This window comes from Bartonella sp. MR30HLJHH (genome assembly GCF_042194195.1).
In the GTDB taxonomy this organism is placed as follows: Bacteria; Pseudomonadota; Alphaproteobacteria; order Rhizobiales; family Rhizobiaceae; genus Bartonella; species Bartonella grahamii.
On the sequence record NZ_JBHIMO010000002.1, the window covers coordinates 147,382 to 166,535 of the forward strand.

General features: G+C 37.4%; 16 protein-coding genes, 1 tRNA gene and 1 pseudogene. 6 read left to right on the forward strand and 12 right to left on the reverse strand.

What is annotated here, in order from left to right; genetic code table 11:
* Positions 1–16 precede the first annotated feature (16 nt).
* Entirely contained in the window at positions 17–367 is a 351-nt protein-coding gene (locus ACFIKR_RS01905) for a TrbC/VirB2 family protein (protein ID WP_375658608.1), read from the reverse strand.
* Positions 368–525: 158 nt separating this feature from the next.
* On the opposite strand from ACFIKR_RS01905, the gene ACFIKR_RS01910 reads away from it, so the two are divergent.
* Positions 526–1,269 carry a nuclease gene (locus ACFIKR_RS01910; protein ID WP_375658609.1) on the forward strand — a complete coding sequence of 248 codons (744 nt, stop codon included), beginning with the start codon at positions 526–528 and terminating at the stop codon, positions 1,267–1,269.
* 222 nt (positions 1,270–1,491) lie between these two features.
* A complete protein-coding gene (locus ACFIKR_RS01915) occupies positions 1,492–1,827 on the forward strand; it encodes a hypothetical protein (protein ID WP_375658610.1) in 336 nt (111 codons plus the stop codon).
* 19 nt (positions 1,828–1,846) lie between these two features.
* Here ACFIKR_RS01915 and ACFIKR_RS01920 read toward each other — a convergent pair whose 3' ends face one another.
* Together ACFIKR_RS01920 and ACFIKR_RS01925 are read right to left on the reverse strand one after the other, a co-directional pair.
* Positions 1,847–2,290: a hypothetical protein gene (locus ACFIKR_RS01920; protein WP_375658611.1), complete on the reverse strand. Its 444-nt coding sequence runs from the start codon at positions 2,288–2,290 to the stop codon at positions 1,847–1,849.
* Positions 2,291–2,293: 3 nt separating this feature from the next.
* On the reverse strand, positions 2,294–2,623 hold the full coding sequence (locus ACFIKR_RS01925) for a YqjD family protein (RefSeq protein WP_375658612.1): 330 nt from the start codon (positions 2,621–2,623) through the stop codon (positions 2,294–2,296).
* Between the two features lie 982 nt (positions 2,624–3,605).
* Here ACFIKR_RS01925 and ACFIKR_RS01930 point away from each other — a divergent pair.
* Both ACFIKR_RS01930 and ACFIKR_RS01935 read left to right on the forward strand, forming a co-directional pair.
* Complete coding sequence (locus tag ACFIKR_RS01930) at positions 3,606–4,490, forward strand: MotA/TolQ/ExbB proton channel family protein (RefSeq protein WP_375658613.1); 885 nt, start codon at positions 3,606–3,608, stop codon at positions 4,488–4,490.
* Positions 4,487–5,068, forward strand: coding sequence for a biopolymer transporter ExbD (locus tag ACFIKR_RS01935; RefSeq protein WP_375658614.1), 582 nt, complete (start codon positions 4,487–4,489; stop codon positions 5,066–5,068). Before ACFIKR_RS01930 ends, ACFIKR_RS01935 begins: the two co-directional genes overlap by 4 nt.
* A gap of 813 nt (positions 5,069–5,881) precedes the next feature.
* Here ACFIKR_RS01935 and dut read toward each other — a convergent pair.
* Entirely contained in the window at positions 5,882–6,412 is a 531-nt protein-coding gene (dut, locus tag ACFIKR_RS01940) for a dUTP diphosphatase (protein ID WP_375658615.1), read from the reverse strand.
* A gap of 243 nt (positions 6,413–6,655) precedes the next feature.
* Positions 6,656–7,465: a VIT1/CCC1 transporter family protein gene (locus tag ACFIKR_RS01945; RefSeq protein ID WP_273788648.1), complete on the reverse strand. Its 810-nt coding sequence runs from the start codon at positions 7,463–7,465 to the stop codon at positions 6,656–6,658.
* Positions 7,466–8,532: 1,067 nt separating this feature from the next.
* On the opposite strand from ACFIKR_RS01945, the gene ACFIKR_RS01950 reads away from it, so the two are divergent.
* Positions 8,533–9,213: a hypothetical protein gene (locus ACFIKR_RS01950; RefSeq protein ID WP_375647266.1), complete on the forward strand. Its 681-nt coding sequence runs from the start codon at positions 8,533–8,535 to the stop codon at positions 9,211–9,213.
* A gap of 762 nt (positions 9,214–9,975) precedes the next feature.
* On the opposite strand, the gene ACFIKR_RS01955 is transcribed toward ACFIKR_RS01950, so the two are convergent.
* The 4 genes from ACFIKR_RS01955 to ACFIKR_RS01970 all read right to left on the reverse strand — a co-directional run bounded on the left by ACFIKR_RS01955 (position 9,976) and on the right by ACFIKR_RS01970 (position 13,616).
* Positions 9,976–10,338 (reverse strand): hypothetical protein, encoded by a 363-nt coding sequence (locus ACFIKR_RS01955; protein ID WP_375658616.1) that lies wholly within the window; start codon positions 10,336–10,338, stop codon positions 9,976–9,978.
* A gap of 1,267 nt (positions 10,339–11,605) precedes the next feature.
* Positions 11,606–12,130: a type II toxin-antitoxin system PemK/MazF family toxin gene (locus ACFIKR_RS01960; RefSeq protein WP_375658617.1), complete on the reverse strand. Its 525-nt coding sequence runs from the start codon at positions 12,128–12,130 to the stop codon at positions 11,606–11,608.
* Between the two features lie 295 nt (positions 12,131–12,425).
* Complete coding sequence (locus ACFIKR_RS01965) at positions 12,426–12,998, reverse strand: disulfide bond formation protein B (RefSeq protein WP_375658618.1); 573 nt, start codon at positions 12,996–12,998, stop codon at positions 12,426–12,428.
* Positions 12,999–13,010: 12 nt separating this feature from the next.
* Positions 13,011–13,616: a YqaA family protein gene (locus tag ACFIKR_RS01970; protein WP_015856907.1), complete on the reverse strand. Its 606-nt coding sequence runs from the start codon at positions 13,614–13,616 to the stop codon at positions 13,011–13,013.
* Between the two features lie 221 nt (positions 13,617–13,837).
* On the opposite strand from ACFIKR_RS01970, the gene ACFIKR_RS01975 reads away from it, so the two are divergent.
* Positions 13,838–13,922 (forward strand) — tRNA-Leu (locus ACFIKR_RS01975).
* 1,324 nt (positions 13,923–15,246) lie between these two features.
* On the opposite strand, the gene ACFIKR_RS01980 is transcribed toward ACFIKR_RS01975, so the two are convergent.
* The 3 genes and pseudogenes from ACFIKR_RS01980 to fumC (ACFIKR_RS01990) form a co-directional block, all read right to left on the reverse strand.
* Complete coding sequence (locus tag ACFIKR_RS01980; protein ID WP_375658619.1) at positions 15,247–16,137, reverse strand: outer membrane protein; 891 nt, start codon at positions 16,135–16,137, stop codon at positions 15,247–15,249.
* A gap of 644 nt (positions 16,138–16,781) precedes the next feature.
* Positions 16,782–17,000 (reverse strand): annotated as a pseudogene (gene fumC / locus ACFIKR_RS01985) (class II fumarate hydratase); the annotation flags it as partial.
* A gap of 546 nt (positions 17,001–17,546) precedes the next feature.
* Positions 17,547–18,935, reverse strand: coding sequence for a class II fumarate hydratase (fumC, locus tag ACFIKR_RS01990; protein WP_375635572.1), 1,389 nt, complete (start codon positions 18,933–18,935; stop codon positions 17,547–17,549).
* Positions 18,936–19,154 lie beyond the last annotated feature (219 nt).

Below are 19,154 nucleotides of genomic sequence, written 5' to 3' on the forward strand. Positions count from 1 at the left end.
GCTAGAGTCAAGCGAACTAAGACATAAACATTGATGCGATTTGCGATGCACCAAAAACAATGCCGATGCCAACACAAACAAAGAAAGCTTTACGCATTTCAACATAACCAGCAATCCATGCAAGCCCAACACCAGCAATCGCAATGGTTGCGATTGATTTTGCAATTGGTCCTTTTAAAGCATCAACTATTTTTTGAAGAGCAGTTTCAACTTTTCCGAAGCCGCCATCTGCAAATGCTGGCTCACTCAGTGCGATGAAGGCAATAAACAGCATCAATGCTGCTGTTAACCATTTCTTTTGTGTGTTGGATAGAGTAGTTTTTTGTAAGGTATGTTCATTAATGAACGAATTATTCATGTTTTTCATGAAAATTCCCCCGCTTTATGTTTAAGTTGATCATAAAATTAATATTCAAAATATTAATCAGGAATCATATAGATGAAAAAAATAAATTTTTCTATCGATAAATTAACAATATTTAATCTTTTCTTAATTAATAAACAAAAACTATAGTAATATTCAAAATGATACTTTTAAAACATCTTAGAGTAGCGCCTAAATATATTGTCTTAATTTGTATTATTATTTTGGGATACTTTTATTTCAGTCAACATACTGAAAAACTTATGCAATATTCTTTTTTTAAAGTGCCAGAAAAGACAATAGAAAACCTTGTTCAAAAGCCGAAGTCACAATTGATAGATTATGCAAACCAACAAGTCGTAAACCAACAAAATGTAATGTTACATCCAGAACCACTCGCATTACAATTTTATGAAGAAAATGTGCCGGTTTATTCAGGTGCTATACAGGTAACAAGTGGCGTGACCTTTAAAATGATTACGCTTGTGGATGATGGATGGAGAAAAAAGATCATCCGTGATATTCGCTTATATGGTGTGGAAAGCTGTGAAATGAGGCAATTTGCTTCACGCAATGGAGTTAAGTGGCCATGTGGTGCTTTTGTTACTGCTTGGCTTGTCTCAAAAACAATCGATAAAAAGGTTACTTGTCGGCAAGCACGTGTCATTCAACAGGTTCATTATGCACAATGTTTTGTGGATGGGGTTGATCTGGCACGTTTGGGGCTTGCAGAAGGGTTGATGGTGCTAACACAAGATCAGCATAATTTTCCATCTCCAGCAGACTATAAAACTCTACAATCTGCTGCTCAAAAAGCACAAAATGGCTTATGGTCGAGCAAATTTCAACAACCAGAAGATTGGCGAAGAGATCACGGGAGTTATAATCCTATTGACCATTATTGATAAAGCGTCCTCTCAAGCACTATTTAAAAATAAAGACAATATTCCACTACGAACTTTATCAGAAAAAAGTTAATCATAGTCCACACAGTCCTTGGTGGACAACTCTCTTCAGTAAAAATTGTTGTGTTTAAAGCTCGCGTATGCATATAGGTTGCTTACTACAGCGCTATGTAAGAGCGCGTTTCCTTCCCCTAAACAGAATAGTCATTGTAACAAACATGAGTGTTCAGAAAATATGAACACATTCAAATCGATGACGTAACCTTCGGTCATGAAAAAAAGGCTTATGAAAAAATAGAGAAAAGCAGAAACGAACTATCTCTATCTTCAAAAAATACTACATTGCTTCAAATCAAACCAGAATTTTTAATGCAAGCATTGCCTCATGTTGCTATGTTCATGAAACATGGATTGCAATCTGAAAGAGATTTAATCGGATCCATGGAATTTTTAGCGAAAATGAAAGGGATTTCCTTTCAGGCGCTTGAAGAAGCTAAAGAGACTATAAGAAAAGATGTGCTTTCTTTTGCTATAAAAGAAAGCACATTGGGGGATTAGAGTGACAGCTTTACATATTTTACTTTGAAAAGCGGTCTTTTTTACCTTTTTTCCACAAAAAATAAGTTACAATTCCGAGAATGGGAACTCTCAATTTGGCAAAAGGGAAATGTTGACTGAGAGCTGCAAGGCTGGAAACGGTCGCATCTGTCATTAGTTTTTGGCGTTGTTCTTCTGTCTTTTTTTGTTGGTCATAGCGTTGATAAGCCTTGAGAACACGACTGATAATAAGACCTAATCCTGCAAGAGAAAGACAAATTAAAAACATGATACTAGCGGCGGCAAGAGGCTTCATAACAGAACATAACGCAATAAAAACGATGATGCATAAAAAAAGCAAAGACATGAAGAATGAAATGCCAATAAACCCATAGCAAATTGCTTGAAGGCGTACTTGCTTGACAGTGCTTTTAAGCCCTCCACCGACAAGATGGTTTAAAAGAGGAGCGATAAACTTATGCATTGCTTAACGACGCAGTAATTGAGAAAGAATAAAACCAACCCCTGCGGCAAACAAAACGCTTTTGCCAGGATTTTTGCGAACGCATTGATTCATGGTTTGTTCAAGATCACTGATTTTATCTTTTGCTTGAGACATCATGTCTTCACCACTTTCTTTCGCTGAGTGATATAGTTTTTCTGCTTTGTCTTTGGCGGCGTTAAGTTTGTTTGCACCAAGATCTGTCAGGGTTGAGGTAATCCCTGAAATTTCAGTGCGTAGCTTTTCTAATTGTCCTTGTAGGTCTTTTTCTTCTACGGCTGTTTTATTATGCTGTGTTGTTTTGTTCTGGGCCATGATATTCTTTCCCTCTCTTGATTTATTATATTTGTATTGGTGTGAAAATTTTCACTGCTTGAGTAACGCCAAAAGTTTTTTTTAGTTCCTTTTATTTTGTCGAATTTAAGACTGTTTTTGATAAAATAAATCTTTCCTATACGATAGGCAATACCCGTAAGGGATCGCATCCGTTGAAAATTGTCTTATGCTTTTGCAGGAAGTTAGCACCATTCTTCAGTTTCTTGTGGCGCAGTTTCTTATAAAAGTTTTCTTAAAAGCGTGTTAAGATTTATTTTTGGGCTTGTGACAGATAACAAACATAGTTTTTGTGATTTTACGGCAGAAGTGATGCCATTTTTATGCTTTTGCAGAAGAACAAGAAAATAATATTGCTGTTCGTTGCTCTCTATGTATTTGGGGGCTAAACGAGCACTCCCATTATATTTTATATTTTTGGTCAGTTTAAGATATTGCGATAGTTCTTTTTTAAAAATGTAAGGTATATTTTATTTTGGGATAGGAGGTACTTCAGTGCACTGGTTGTTAGAGATGTGCATATTCTTTTCTTCAAGAATTTTATGATATTTTTGCGGCTTATTCCATGCAAGTAAATATTTTATTGGGTTTAAAAGAGCCGCTGAAATGAGAGAAGCTTTGCGATATGAGGGATTCATTCAACAGAAACGATGATAAATTATTCTTATAAATTAAAATATTATATGCAATACTTCTTGCGAGTCTATCATTTTGCCAAATTTATGTAATAAATTGATTGGCTAAGATCAACTTGTTGAATTGTTAGAGAAAAATTTCTTGAGTGATTTCTTTAGAATAAGAGAGAGCTTGTGGAATAAAACTATACTTGATTTATCAAGTTTTCTTTCTTAAGAGGAATGCGAAGATGACGTTAAAAGGGTAGTGGCATTGTGGAACAGTGATGCTATGTGGGGTGACGATTCAGCTCATAAAAAAGATAAGACCATAAGAATGTGAGATAGAAATGGAATCTGAAACAGTACCTCTAGATAATATGTCTGCTGTATTGACAGCGCATGATTTTTCTCCTTTTTCTATGTTTATGGCTGCTGATTGGGTGGTGAAAGCCGTTATCATTATTTTGTTACTTGCTTCTCTTATATCTTGGACAATTGCTTTTGTGAAAATTATTGAGATCACTTTGGCAAAACGAAGAGTACGTCATGAACTTCAATTGGTTCTTAATGCTCAGACTCTTACACGTTTGGCAGCTAGCTTGAAAGAAAGCAAAGGGGCTGGTGTGTTTTTTCTCAAAGAAGTCCTTAAAGAGGTGTATCTTTCTACACAACAGGTTCATTTTTCTGCTCCTGAAGGGATAAATAAAAGCTCTGAGGAAAGAACCAGTGCGAGGGAAAGTGCACAAACGCTTGAAGACATTCTCTTTTATGAGGAGAGCAATCAATATGAAGATGTTTCCCGCGATGTTCGCGATGTTAAGATTCGCGATGTTCATGAAGGTTTAAAAGAAAGGGTTCATTCGCTTTTGTCACGCTGCTTGTTGGCTGCTACACGCCGTGTTGCATGTGGAAGCACTGTTCTTGCAACCATTGGCGCAATTGCTCCCTTTGTTGGTCTTTTTGCGACTGTTTGGGGCATTATGAATTCTTTTATTGGGATTGCTCAGTCTCAAACAACGCGACTTGATGTGGTTGCTCCTGGGATTGCTGAAGCCTTATTCGCAACAGCTATTGGGCTTTTTGTAGCTATTCCCGCCGTTGTTATGTATAATAGCCTTATGCGTGCTTTGAATGGTTATCGCAATGATTTAGGCGATATCGCTGCGGCTCTTGAAAGGCTCTTGAGCCGTGAACTTGATAGACAAAGACAACAGAAAAGTCATAAAAAATGAAAGCAAGCCTGAATAATGATTGGGATACAGATGAGAGTGGGTTGCAAAGCGAAATCAATGTGACCCCTTTTATTGATGTTATATTGGTGTTGCTTATTGTTTTTATGGTTGCTGCACCTTTGGCAACATCTGTCATTCCCATTCAGCTTCCTTCTATAACTCAAATACCTTCAGTGATTCAGTCTGATGAACCTCTTTATGTTACTTTGCAAAAAGATCGTTCTCTTTACATTGGTGATCATCTTGTAGAACAAGCAGCTTTGAGAGAAGCTTTGTTGAGGGAAACTACGCAAAATTTAGAGACAAAAATTTTAATCAAAGCCGATAGCGAAATTGATTATGGTGCTGTCATCGATTTATTAAATCAAATACGCATGGCTGGATATAATAAAATCGGTCTTGTAGGATTGCAAAACTCTACCAGTCTTACCTCAAAAGATGTGATCAATAATAAAACCACAGGGGTAGCGGACGCTGTTGTCGATGGAGTGGGTGGTAACATTGTGGGGCATGTGGATGCCGTAACAACGGGCACTGCGGTAAACGCTAATATTTCAGGAGCTGCTTCTGACCAGTGATAAAAAACAGCCTTTGTTGTAGGAAGCAAAGCATATGACTCAAAATCGTAGAGTGAAATTGATGAGGGTTTTGTCGTGGATTTATTAAACCAAATACGCATGGGTTGATATATTGAATCGGTTGTGTAGGATTAAGCTCTACTAATCTTGCCTCAAGAGGTACGATCAAGAAAAACAGCAGGAGTGGTTGTTGTGTGTCTTAATACATCTTAAAGCCCTTTTTGCGACGGTGTTCATAAATGGTATAACGGTAAAGCCCCCGTAAAATAATCAAAAATCTATTGAACCTCACTATCTTTATGCTTAATAAAAGAGCAAGCGAGCACCATTATAGTGTTTATATTTTCTCCCAATGTTGTGACAGTGCTGAGTACAAGTATTCATTATAGGTATTTTTCCAGTTTTTATCTACATGCCAGCCACATTTGGAACGTGAGAGATATACTTTTGATTGATGTAATATAAATAGATTTGCAATGAAAGAATCTTACAGTATTGGGATTTCTCATTTAAGTTACAAGATAATTAATTATTATAAATCAATATGATGTATAGATTGTAGACATTACAAGCGGTATGTGGGCTCTCAATGGTTAATGCCAATGTTTTTGTTATGGGGGAGAGGTGTCCGGTGATAACGAAGTTTTGTATAGCGCAAGAAACGTAATTGAGAGATGATTGTTTAGAGGTTCCGTTTAGTAAAAAAACTTTGAGAGCACATGCGCATTCCTTCTGCATTTTAAAAGCCCAAAGGACTTTCAGTAAAAGAGTGGTTAGAATAAGCGAGTGTTATATTTTGAGAGTAGCGATTTCTTAAGTATGCCCCGTTGAACCAAAACCTCCCGTTCCACGGCTCTCGTTATGGCTTTGGGTATTTTGCTCTGGTTCAATGGCGCAAACATTGACTTGGGATACGGGAGCGATGACTGTTTGGGCAATGCGCATTCCCCGTTGGATAGAAAAGTCTTCTTGTCCTAAATTGATAAGAAGGACTTTGACTTCACCACGGTAATCACTATCAATTGTTCCTGGAGTGTTGAGGCATGTGATGCCGTGTTTTAAGGCTAAGCCAGAGCGTGGACGTATTTGCGCTTCAAAGCCTGGTTGAAGATGAAAGATCAGACCGGTTGGGATAAGGGCGCGTTGCCCCGGTGTGAGGACCACGGTTTCTTCTTCTCCAATTGCTGCACGTAGATCAAGACCCGCAGAACCAGCCGTTGCGTAGTGAGGAAGTTCTAAACCTTGTCCGTGTGCAAGACGCTGAACGGATAAAGTCTGGGCATGTGAAGGTTGAGAAGAGACAGGGTGATTGTTTAGAAGGGCGTTGGTTTCAGTGTGCGACATGATCAAGGCATTTCCAAAATATGAGGTCTCTAGAAGGAAATGATACTTTAACAAAAGATATCCATAAAACCAAGTCGATAAAGGTTTGTTAATACAGGTTGTCCCCAGAGCTTGCTGATCTAGAATATTCCAAAACACCATCTAACACCAATAATGGCATTTTTCATGGCATCATCCATGACGGCTTATGCCTAGGGACATGCGCTTATTTGAGATCTAAATTATGGTTACAGATAAGATTTTTTAGATACTACCGATAAGAATACCCGTGGCAAAAACCAGAGCACCACCAATGATGACCTGTAAAGAGGCGCGCCAAAAGGGAGTTGACATGAATTTGTTTTGAATCCAGACGATTGCGCCTAGTTCGAAAAAAACAATGATAAATGCAATAACTGTCGCTACATAAAAAGAGTTGATCAAATAGGGAAGAGTATGGCCCAACCCCCCTAACGTTGTCATAATGCCGCTGGCAAGACCTCTTTTTAATGGCGAACCACGCCCTGATAATTTACCGTCATCGTGGGCTGCTTCTGTGAAACCCATCGAAAGTCCTGCACCAATTGAAGCTGAGAGCCCTATCAAAAAAGTTTGATGCGTGTCTCCTGTGGCAAAAGCTGCCGCAAAAATGGGGGCAAGGGTAGAGACAGAGCCATCCATTAATCCTGCAAGACCTGGTTGAATCCAAGTCAAAAGTGTTTGTCTTTGCGTTTTCGAAGGTTTTTTTACGGTGTTATTGGCCACTGTTGTTTTTTTAGAGGGATGGCTGCTCTTGCTTTTTACAAGAGAAGTTCGGTCACATAATGAACCGATAGTGTTTGCACGATTATGGCAAGTAAGGCACAAAAGTTCCTTATAATTTTCAAGCTCTTGAAGCCCCATGGCGGTAAAAACCGCCGCTTCCTTAGAGGAATAAGGTTCTAGAGCTTTTGCATATTTTAAATAGAGCGCTGCATGCTGCTCTTTTACTTTGAGCGCTTGAAGCATCATTTTTTGTGCTGAACGAAAGAACAGAGCTTTACGTTGTACAAATGAAAAAAACGATCTCAACATTTTCTGTTCCTCTGCACTTTAGAATAGTTCTAAACCATAAGAAAAATAAACCAAAAGTCAATCTAAAAGTTAAAAACTGAAAAATTGCAAAAAGGTTGCACTGAGAAAAAAGAGTGCTGGGAAGTCAAGAAAGCAAAGGAGATTTATCAAGAAGTATGGTCACATGAAAGAAATGATTGCGTGAAAAAATTAAGAGACAATGTGCTTTATTTTGCTAAAGGGGCGTTCCAAAGAAGTGTTTCAATGTATTGTGCTAGAGAATGTAGGGAAAGAAATAGGCTTGGCGTCATCATTCATTTTATGCGTTCAAAAGACTGTAACAGCTCTTGGAATTTGAGATGATTCTTTAAAAGAGACCTTTTTCAAGGGACAAAAGCCCATTTCGCGAAGGGACCCTGTGAAGAGTATAGAAGGGTAGAGCGACAAAATTTCCATGAAATAATATAAACTCTATTGAGTCTTCTTAATCTTTACGCTTCATAAAAGAGCAAGCCGGCATCATCATACACCTTAGCTCCCAGTGTTGCGACAGTCTTTAGCAAGGTTCATTATAGACATGGCATTTTATTGTACAGTTTTACGCCACTTGATCCCACTTGTGGAGATGTAAGACAATATTCTTATGATATTTACGTGCATTTTAGCGTTGTTACAGCTTTTGCATTTAGGTGGATTTGTTAGCGTGTAACGAATTATCTTTTGTGCTGTAATTGCAGGGGCAGGTTTAAGGGGGGGAGTGCATAAATGAAAGAGATATTATCATATCAAATTGTTTGATCACGCATAAAAATTTATGCTTTATGAAGGGGCTTTTATCGCCTTGTAACTTGCCTGATATCTTGTATGAAAGCCCAAAATTCAGTAGGTTTCCTCTCACTTCAAAACTTCTTATATTGAAGCAATTCAAATCATTTTCTTGTGTATCACAAGGAGGGGTGTGGTTGTGGGATTATTAAAAAGTGTGATAAGTTGCAATGTGAGGGGAGTATAATCTCTGTGTCAGTGAAGGAGATTGCTCTTAGCATTTTGAAAAATATGTTAAGTTTCGTAGAAAAAGCGGGGAATATATGGAAATTAATAAAAGTTTAGAATGGTTTTTACGTTCTCAAAAAATAACAATACTGCAGGCAGCGTTATTGATAGCGGGCTTGAATCCACTCATATGTAAATTTCCCGGCGAATATAGCCCTGAAGACAGTGATATTTACGAAGGAGAGGAGCGAGTACCGTTTGATAAAATTGCTTTGTTCCGAGCTGTTTATAGTGACATAGTAAGAGAAGCAAAAGAGGGAAAATTAAGGGTAGAATGGTACTATCTTAGTGGTTTTCGGGTGGGGCATTTGAACGATCCTATTGCTGAATATTCTTCTGTTTCCCTAGATGATTTGAGGAAATGGCTTTCATCGCGTGGTGAGAGACCTAAAATTCTTTTCCCTGAGGATGATTCTCGTGACGTTAAGGATCAAAAATATGCGTTTCAAGATCCAACGCATCCACGTTATGCTCCAAAGCTTGGAGCGGTGGTTGCGGCATGGGAAGCGGTGAGTGAGGCTGAGGGTGGTAAAACTGTTAAAGGAACGCTTATAAAGTGGCTTAGTGACAATGCCGTTCAGTACAAGTTGGTGGATGATAATAATTTACCAAGAGAGAAGCTCATTGAGGAATTAGCGGCTGTTGCGAATTGGGAACCTACCGGAGGGGCTCCTAAGACACCTGCCAGCTCTCTTTTATCAAAAGAAAAAAAATAAAAAGATCACTAAAATTGTGCTGTTTTTTTGATAATTTTGAAGATAATCTCTTTTTCTGGGGGAGATTTTTACTTTTCTTCCCTAGATTATAAGTAATTGTTTTTCAATGAAAATAATTTTTATAGTGTTCCTCTGACTGTTCAGGCGAGGAAAAATAGACGTTGTTGGGCAGTAAAATTTACCCTGTAGTTTTCGTAACTTACCTCTCTATTTTTGTTTGATTTTTTTGGTCATTTTTAAAATCCGTTATCAATTTAAGGAGTGCAACATGATTAAAGTTAATCTTTTTTTTACTATGCGTAAAAGTGTGAAAATTTTTCGGGGAAATGTAAGGATATTTGGCAATGTGTTGCGGATGAGGTGGTACATAAATCGTTTAGAATAGGCGTATTATCGTGTTGGTTAAAATTTGAATGATCGCTGTTATTCAAATAGTCGCAGTTGAGCGTTATTACAGCTTTTGCATTTAGGTGGATTTTTTAGCGTGTAACGAATTATCTTTTGTGCTGCAATTTCAGGGGTAGGTTTAAGGGTGGGGGTGCATAAATGAGAGAGAGATATTATCATATCAAACAGTGTTCAATTTATCGCATTGCATTTGTGTGAATATAGCTGATCAAATTTTATTTATCATGTAGAGTGGGGAAAAGTTAACAATATTAATTGAATATAAAAAAACATAAACTGTAATCTGAATTACAGTTTATGTTATTAAGTATTAAATAAGCTTACTGTTTAAACTGTATTTAAGTGAAACGTTGTTTAAATGAGCATCCACGCACTGTCCGCAAAAGCATCAAATGCTTTTTGACCCGGTGTACGATAGGGAGCCCGCTTTTTAGAAAACAACCATGAAAAATATGCAATAAGACCCCAAAGTGCTGGTGCAAGTCCCATCATAACTCCTACCTTTACAACACCTTTTTTAAAATCTTGTTCAGTGCTTTGTGTTGAAATATGATCCATATCAATAGCTTTAACAACTTTATTTTCTTTTGACACTGTAGAAGCAAAACTAGAACCTTGAGAATGACTATTCAAATAATAAGCATTAGCTTCCAAAACCTGTGAAAAGAAAAAGGCTATTGTAACAATATATAACGCGATTTTTTGAAATATTTTCATTATAATAATCCAAATTTAAAAGATTTAATCAAAAAAGTTTTTTCATTACACTCTTTAAACAAAACAAAAAAAGCACCGTGGCATCCTATGATACATAATTTCATTATGTGTTTAATGTGCTGTTAATACAAAGTGTTCAATTGCACATTTTGTATTATACTTTTATGTAATTTCCATAGTTTATTGATTCTGTCAACTTTTCAATTTTAGTTTTTAACTTAAATTATAAGCTGTAATTTTTTTGTTAATTTAGAAATAAGTTTAAATTATATTATTGTTTTTATTATATTTATTGTATCATCTGTTTTGGTAAGTCGTAAACGCAATTCTATATTATTAACAGAGATATTTTAAATATACAAAATGTTTTTTAATAAACAGAATGTAGTTTTATTGTGGTGTAAATGACATATGTTCTGTATGAATTTTTCAAATTTCATAGCATTTTATAAAAATGCTATGGATTATTGATGCAATTTTTAAGATATATTGCGGTGTGAAGTAATCGTTTTTTGTTATCTCGTAAAAACACTATTTTGCGGTATGGTGATGTAAGTTCTGTGTTCAGCGTTATCGTTATCAATCGGTTATCATATGGTAAGTAAACTAATATTATTCAGATTATATAAGCATTATTAGCTCTCTTTACAGAAATAGTTGCGTTCAAAGATGGATGGAGTATTCTGTGTAGTCTTAAAGCGCTTGAATCATTAAATGCTCTTTATTTTTTTTCAAGAATGCTGGCTTTTCTATCCGCTTCATCCGTATTGAGGGACGTAAATAAACAAGTTGTGAGGTCGAATATCTTTTGGTAAATTGAGCGATTGAACACTTCAAGAGCGCGAAGAACAAGGGATTATTTGTTATGCCAAATTATGATTTTTTTTCAATCTTGGAAAGATATTCCCATTGCGGCAAATCATATAAAGTTTAAGCAACGGCAGCACGGTTTTTTGTGCAATGAAATGATAAATATGTACAACGTCACGGTAATTTCCGTGGGAAACTTTACCGGATCAACAGTACGGATAGTGTCTTCTTCTTACTCTAAATCGCAGATATTTCAAAACAACAACGGTGGAGAATGAATGTTGGATATGTTCTAGGGAAGGTTGCAAAAAATGGCTAAAAAGTTCTCAAAAAAAATACCAAAAATGACGAAAGGAGCGGTTGCCCACTCCTTCGTTCCTATCTCCCCTTTCGGGGAAGCGGCCACCATTACTGATGCCGTATATGGTAGTACATATACGCTTATTTTTTTCAAAAGTCAATAGTGTAAATGCGGTAAATGTTTGAGCATCAGAGCTACAACTTTATGAAAATCTTCGCTGGATAATCTTGGAACAGTACGTGAGCAACTTAAACGACTTACAGAAACTGTTGTGACATAATTGCAGATAATCCATGCTTTTTTATTTTCTATGGGAGATTGTATTGGATACGCAGCGGGATTATTGGGTTGTGATTTCGTTGAAAAAGGTAAAACTGTCACATTTCCATATAATTTTGCATTCTTAGAAAGCACTAAAACAGGCCGCTTTTTCCAAAATTCAGGGAGTATCGAATCATGAGGAAAATCGCACCAAAAAACTTGTCTGATGCGTGGTGCCGATTTGATTCGTGGTTTTATGTGAGGTGGTTTTTTGTAAGGAGCATTTAAATCCGTTTCTCTTATATGCTCGCGCCATGCATTATGATCATGTTCCATCATAACACATGGTTCTTCAAGTTTGGTTATATCTAAGGAAATAGGTGATAGGGTAGAAGGCGCTGTGTTCTTATCTTCAGCCATAGCAGACCATTTATATTTATCGGTCCCCTCACTTATTATTTTACGGCTTTTCTATCACGGGTTTTTATCAAAATGTTGCTCATAAGTACAGAGAGGTGAAACCATAAAATGGATATATCTGCTTATTTTTGTCTTTTGCGTACAACGCTAGAGGAGGGATGTTGGTGACTAGTTGGTGTTGGTGGGTTGGTTTGGCGGTGGGTGGTTTTAGGGGATGATTGGTGATTGGAGGGTGTTGGTTAGGGGGAAACGATTGGAGAGAACGAGTGCACGCGGTCTCGTTTCTATTTTATGGTTAGAGTTTTTTATTGCTTGAAAGGAGTCCTTTTGAGGCAACATAAAAACTGATAAGCATGTAAAATAGACTAGCAACGACATTCCAGCCGGCAAATGAAAGAAAAAGAAAGCGTGCGGATGCTTCAGAACAAGAAGGGGGATGAATGTTGTTTAATTGGTTAAGAAGCTGGTTAATGTCTGAGGTTTTTCTCATTGCGCTTAAACCACAACTGAGGGGAGCTGCCCAAAAGCCATATTCAACACCTGCATGATAAATGGCTAAAACAAGGCTTATACACATTAAGACAAAAACACATAAAAATAAAAGTTGTATCCAAACAGACATGCGAAAAAACCATGCCCCAAAACCTGCTAAGAGCAAAAAGGGTATGGCACCATAATAGGGAAAACGCTCTATGAGACACAAATCGCAAGGAAGATACCCTCCAAAATATTCAAAACCAAGGGCAAGACCTATTGTAGCGGACAAGCAAAAAGCGAGAAAAAAAGCCCATAAACTTTGTTCTTTTCTGCTGGGTTCAAGATGAAGGTGCTTGTATAAAAGTGGGTGAGAAGACAAAACGCACGCCATTAAGTCTGTTCCTTATAAAAGCTTTTTGTTTAAAAAAGCTATGAAAATCCCATAAATTAAAACGAGACTAACACAACCAATGAGAATAATCCATTTGAAATTCTGTACTAGAAAATTCATTGCTTTTTGCCCAAAATGTTTAATCAGCCACGCGAGAAGATAAAAACGAGCGCCTCTAGAAAAAATACAAATAAGAATGAAAAGTTCAAGACGTACACTCATTACACCGGCCAAAATTGTGACAATTTTGATGGGGGGAAGATGAAAAAAACCTGATGTTATCAGTAAAATGACTAGAAATTGCAGGGTTGCACTATTTTTCAGAGATTCAAAACTTTCAACCTTACCATAAATTTCTAAAATGGGTTTGGCAAGAGTATCATAGGCAAAATGTCCGATAAACCAACCGGCAATGCCTCCTAATACAGAACAGATAGTCGCAATCAAAGCATAGCGATAAACTCGCTTTTGATGGATAAGCAGCATCGGAATATATAAAACATCTATGGGAATTGGAAAAACAGAACTTTCAATAAAGGCAATGAAACCAAGCCAGTGTGGTGCTGTACGCCGATTTGCTAAAGAAATCGTCCAAAGCTTTAATTTGTTTAATATCATGAGGCTTTCTATAAATTTAAGAGGTAAAGACTTTACAAATGAGATTGTTATAAATCTGGTAGAGAAATCCAACAAAGAAAATATTTCATAAAACAGATAAGAAAATGATATGAATTCTTAAAAAATGAGAAGTCTGCTGTTGACGAATCTGTGCTTCTTCATATAGTGCAAAGGAATAATCGACAAGTCTGTATTTTAAGTCCTGTCTTTTGTAGCAATGTGCGGGTGTGGTGGAACTGGTAGACGCGCCAGACTCAAAATCTGGTTCCGAGAGGAGTGTCGGTTCGAGTCCGACCACCCGCACCATTTCTAATATTTTCCTTTATCCTGTTATGGCGTATCATGTTAATTTATAAAACATGTGGGATTTATAAATAGTGTTCACTGTTTTGCATGTTGAATGAAAAACCTCGAATACCATAGGATTCTTTCATTTTAAGTTTGTTTATAGTAAATTGACCAAAATCATGTCTCTTGTACATTGCAAGCTGGATGAGCTATTGTGGCATGAAATTTTACAAAAAATGAATAAAAATGCCTCTTAATAAACCGTTTCAAGGGCATCATTGGGGGGTGGGAGTATATGATGGATGGTGCCAGCTTGCACTTTTATCTTGCACTTTTATGAAGTGTAAAGATGATGCTCTATAGATTTTATATGCTTGTGGGCGTTGTTGCAAAATGGGCGTCATGGTTTTGAGAGATGTTTCTTGAAAACACGCATGTGAATTGGCAACCCAAGTGTCTTGGATTTGAGAGTGTTTGGGATTTGAGAGTGTTTGGGATTTGAGAGTGTTTTGTTTGGAGCGCTGTCGTATGACATGAGGGGAGTGATCCAAAAGAGATACGTGAGAAACACAAGCATGAGGCAATGCGTAAACTCCTTTCTTTAAAAGACAGAGCTGTAGAGGCTTAAAAGATAGTGCTTTAGAGGCTTTGAAAGTCGTAAAACCGAAGTAAAAAGAAATAGTAAGGGTGGAAATTGGTTTTTGCCTTGACAATTTCATATGCTCCCCAAATGAAGCTGTCTCCCCGTTACAGAAATTACATAAACAGAGAACCGCAATATCCTCTCTCTACTCTGGTATACAATAGCTGTAAAACACTGTCATTTGAAGTGTGGTCATATAGGGGCTGTAAACTTCTTTGAAACGTTACAGTAATTTTTTTCAGTGTGTGTTGGATATTCTTAAGAGTGTTTGTTTTACTTTAGGTTTAAGGGCATTCCATGGGGAGGCACCAAGAGGAGCCTGCCCCAAGAGTCCCCAAGAGTTGTTGTGTTCTTACAAACGGACATGATTTTAGAAATGGGTTTTTAGAATCTTGATCCTTTGAGAGTGGGAGGCCAAGTCAATATCTCTTAATAATTGCTCTTATTTATTTTACGATGGCGTATTTTACGATGGCGCCCAGTGGTATGATGGTAAAGCTTTTATATTCCAAATGTATTACATGAAAGGGGGAGAGGATAGGAGCTTGCTTTAAAAGAGGGAGAGGCTTTATTGTTTTGTGACGATTTGTTTACAGTTTAGTCTTGGTTTTTAGAATCTGCGTCTTTTTAGGAGGGAAAGGGGCATAAAAAAACCCCGTTTTAACAGGGTTTTTTAAGAGTTCAATTTTTTTATAGAACTTAGAATTTATAAGCGATACCAAAGCGAACATCATGCGTTTGAGAAGAGATTTTAAGGTCATCGTTTGCAAATTTCTTTTTCAAAAAATCTGAATAACGATATTCTGTACGCATGATGATATTATCTGTCATTGCAAGATCAAAACCACCACCAACAGTGTAACCAAACATTGTTTCTGTCTTATCTAACACATCGCCAGAAGCAAAAACTGTCGAATCTTCTTGCGATTTTGATAAAAGTGACATGATATATTGCATTTGTGTATAGGCTACACCCCCTGCTATATAAGGCATAAGGCGATGGGAAGCAAAACCAATACGCGCGCGTGCAGCACCAGACCATTTTTCTTTCAATGTTACACTGCTGACAACAATGTCACCATAGTTGGGTATCGTTTCATCCTGAGCCGCAGGTTTTATGATAGGAATCCCAGCTTCTTTAAAGGCAATGTTAATAGAGTCTAATTCATCTAGAATTTTCTTTCCATTGTCTGTTTGGGTGCTTTTCCTCCCAGACCAGACTATGTCCGTATCAAAACCGAAAACAAGGTTCTCTCCCAGATCAATATTAGAACCTGCATACAAACCTGCTCTCAATCCTGATGGTTTCGGTGATAAATCTCTATCAACCCAAGCCCATTTTCCGTCCCTGGCTTCTTTTGCATAATCTAGAGTATTTTTACTGGAAAAATATCCAATTTGTCCTCCAAAATAAAAACCAGACCAAGAAAAAGGCGCAGAAACAGTAACCGGTGAGATACGTGACGATGAATCATTTTGCAATGAAACCTTCGGTTTTGATTGCTCAAAGATTACCGTATCTGCTGCTTGCGCTGTTGAAGTGGTAATGAAAGTAAAAATAGATAGTGCAATTAAACATTTTGTTTTCATAAAAACGTCCCCAATTCATTTCGGATACAAATCGTATTATATGCAAATTGGTTAAAAAAATCTATAGTTAATATCATTATGAAAAATAAAATATGCATAAAATCTATAATTAATCATATTAAAGCGTTTTTACAGCTTGTTTTCGTGCTTTTGTCCCGCGTTTGTCTTAATTTTTCAGGATTTTTATATATTCTTTCAGTGTTTTCTGTGTTTTAGAAAAAATATAGTATAGTGAATAAGATTTTAATTTTTTTAATAACCATTATTATATATATATATATCAAAAACACTCTTTGTTTTTCATTGTTAAATATATTGTCTATAATGATTGATATCATTGTGCTTAATATTCAATTGATCGTAAAAAATATATATCGGCACCATCACATTCTTTGCTCGTTTCTGATATTGCGTAGCTTTGTATTGCGATAGCCTTTTGAACACTTGAAAGGATGAGCGACTTTATTTCTTTATTTCTTTTTTTATCTATATGCCACTTTTGCTTATAACAATCCAAGCGAATAGTTTTGATTGATTGAATGGAATACGAAGAATAAGAAGGAGCAAAGTGCGAGAATCTGATGTTTCATGAGGTTTCTCATGCACCATGTAAAACGATAAATTCTTTTTTTCGTTCGCTTAAAGCCGGAACGTGGATGAGAGCCTAAAAACTGAATGTCGTTGGCAATTTTAAAGAGATTAGCGCGTGTACTCAGGTTTTTGTGGAAATGGGTGAGGGCGCCATGATAGGTAAATGCCTCAAATTTTTTGCGAACTGTCAAGGATATTTTCGTTAGAGAGCTGATTGTTTCAGCAAAGGCCAAAGCCTTTCGGTGCATTGAGTTTTTTCCAACAGCTGTTCCTCTATTGAGCACTTCTATCTTCACGCTTCATAAAGGAGACATTTCTCAATGCTCCCAAACCCATTTCACGACGGTGGCTCGTGAATGGTATAACGATAAAGCCATTGAGCCCCCCTATCTTTACGCTTCATAAAGAAGCAAGCCGGTACGATCATTATATTTGCCAGCTCGTGGGTGTTGTGACAGCCCTCTCCACAATGTTGAGACAGTTCTTGGCAATTGAGGCGGTTCATTAGAGGCGCTTTTAGTTCTTTTTTAATCTTATACAATTTCTATCCATACATTCATCCCGCTTGTGATGTGCAAGTAAGTGATTTTGATTGATTTAAAATGGGACAGATTTAAAATGAGAAAATCCTACGGTATTCAGGATTATCATTATAAATAAACACATTATCTCATTGAGACAAGAGCAGAAATATGGAGCAGAGCCTAAAATGAACGCTGTGGGTAATCGTTATCGGTCATCATCGGGGTTGTTTACACCCCGATTTTTTGACAGAAAGATTTGTTTTAAGACGTTTGCATCTTTTTTTAGTAAGTTGTTTATTGGGGAGAAATCATCTTTTTGGGATCAACCAGCCGGTCATAATCAGCTCCAGAAACGCCAGCTTTTATTGCTTCTGCGCGCAAAGTTGTATCATTTTTATGCGCTGCTTTAGCAATTTCAGCAGCTTTTTCATAGCCAATTTCTGGTGCAAGAGCTGTGACTAACATGAGTGAGCGCTCCATGAGCGAGTGAATATGAATGCGATTGGCTCGTAATCCTTGAATGCAATGTTCATCAAAAGAGCGCATGCAATCACCAAGAAGGGTAATTGATTGTAAAACGTTATAGCCAATAACAGGTTTATAAACGTTGAGTTCAAAATGTCCTTGGCTTGCGGCAAAGGTTACGCTGGTGTGATTGCCAAAAACTTGGCATGCGACCATGGTTAAGGCTTCACATTGCGTGGGGTTGACTTTGCCTGGCATGATGGAAGATCCGGGTTCATTTTCGGGAAGACTGAGTTCTCCTAAACCTGAACGTGGTCCTGAGCCCAAAAATCGAATGTCATTGGCAATTTTAAACAGATCAGCAGCAAGAGCATTCAAGCTCCCATGGAAATGCGCAAGGGCTCCATGATGGGCGAGTGCTTCAAATTTATTGCTGGCAGTTTGAAACGTTATTCCTGTGAAAGCGCTCACTGTTTGCGCAAAAGCAATGTCAAAACCTTTTGGCGCATTTAGTCCTGTGCCAACAGCCGTGCCACCTTGAGCAAGCATGTGGACATCGGTTAGAGCATTTTCAATGCGCTGAAGATTGGCTTCTAATGCGGCACGATAGCCTGAAAATTCTTGTCCTAAGGTTAAAGGCGTTGCATCTTGGGTATGGGTGCGGCCGATTTTAATGATGTCTGCAAATTCTTGCTCTTTTTGTTTTAGTGTAGCAATAAGAGCTTCAAGGATTGGCAGTAAGTGTTGGCGTGTTTGCAACGTGGTGGCAATGTGAAGCGCTGTGGGAAAGGAATCGTTCGATGATTGACTCATATTGACATGGTCATTGGGATGAACTGGTTTTTTGCTTCCAAGTTTTCCTCCCAAAATCTTACTGGCACGATTAGCAATGACTTCATTGACATTCATATTGCTTTGTGTGCCAGAACCTGTTTGCCAGACGGAGAGTGGGAAATGCGTATCAAAATCGCCGGCAAGCACTTCATCGGCGGCGGCAATAATTGCTTTTCCAATATTTGCTGGTAGTTTTCCTTTGTCCATATTTACAACAGCTGCAGCTTTTTTGATAAGGACTAAGGCATAGATGATGGCAAGAGGCTGCTTTTCACTGCCAATATTAAAATTATGCAGTGAACGTTCAGTTTGTGCTCCCCAATAACGATCTTGACGTACCGAAATCGTTCCAAAGCTATCCGTTTCCTGACGTGTTTCAACCATGATAAGATCCTTTTTTGTTCACGGGTTCTTAAAAAAGCTAAATAACGCGAAAGTGCAATGAGAGGCAAGACTTTGAAGCTTCATTTAGAGAAATTATTTTTGTGGCTATTCTTGACATTAAGAGATGCAGATTTTATATCTAACTCATACTAGCACTCTCAAGCTATGAGTGCTAGCAAGAACTTTTAAGATTAATGCAATTATGTTCAGTTTTAAGGA

Bases quoted from the DNA above. Each gene is read 5' to 3' on its own strand.
- ACFIKR_RS01905 (WP_375658608.1), bottom strand. From the start codon at position 367: ATGAAAAACATGAATAATTCGTTCATTAATGAACATACCTTACAAAAA.
- ACFIKR_RS01910 (WP_375658609.1), top strand. From the start codon at position 526: ATGATACTTTTAAAACATCTTAGAGTAGCGCCTAAATATATTGTCTTA.
- ACFIKR_RS01920 (WP_375658611.1), bottom strand. From the start codon at position 2,290: ATGCATAAGTTTATCGCTCCTCTTTTAAACCATCTTGTCGGTGGAGGG.
- ACFIKR_RS01925 (WP_375658612.1), bottom strand. From the start codon at position 2,623: ATGGCCCAGAACAAAACAACACAGCATAATAAAACAGCCGTAGAAGAA.
- ACFIKR_RS01930 (WP_375658613.1), top strand. From the start codon at position 3,606: ATGGAATCTGAAACAGTACCTCTAGATAATATGTCTGCTGTATTGACA.
- ACFIKR_RS01935 (WP_375658614.1), top strand. From the start codon at position 4,487: ATGAAAGCAAGCCTGAATAATGATTGGGATACAGATGAGAGTGGGTTG.
- dut (WP_375658615.1), bottom strand. From the start codon at position 6,412: ATGTCGCACACTGAAACCAACGCCCTTCTAAACAATCACCCTGTCTCT.
- ACFIKR_RS01945 (WP_273788648.1), bottom strand. From the start codon at position 7,465: ATGTTGAGATCGTTTTTTTCATTTGTACAACGTAAAGCTCTGTTCTTT.
- ACFIKR_RS01950 (WP_375647266.1), top strand. From the start codon at position 8,533: ATGGAAATTAATAAAAGTTTAGAATGGTTTTTACGTTCTCAAAAAATA.
- ACFIKR_RS01955 (WP_375658616.1), bottom strand. From the start codon at position 10,338: ATGAAAATATTTCAAAAAATCGCGTTATATATTGTTACAATAGCCTTT.
- ACFIKR_RS01960 (WP_375658617.1), bottom strand. From the start codon at position 12,130: ATGGCTGAAGATAAGAACACAGCGCCTTCTACCCTATCACCTATTTCC.
- ACFIKR_RS01965 (WP_375658618.1), bottom strand. From the start codon at position 12,998: ATGGCGTGCGTTTTGTCTTCTCACCCACTTTTATACAAGCACCTTCAT.
- ACFIKR_RS01970 (WP_015856907.1), bottom strand. From the start codon at position 13,616: ATGATATTAAACAAATTAAAGCTTTGGACGATTTCTTTAGCAAATCGG.
- ACFIKR_RS01980 (WP_375658619.1), bottom strand. From the start codon at position 16,137: ATGAAAACAAAATGTTTAATTGCACTATCTATTTTTACTTTCATTACC.
- fumC (WP_375635572.1), bottom strand. From the start codon at position 18,935: ATGGTTGAAACACGTCAGGAAACGGATAGCTTTGGAACGATTTCGGTA.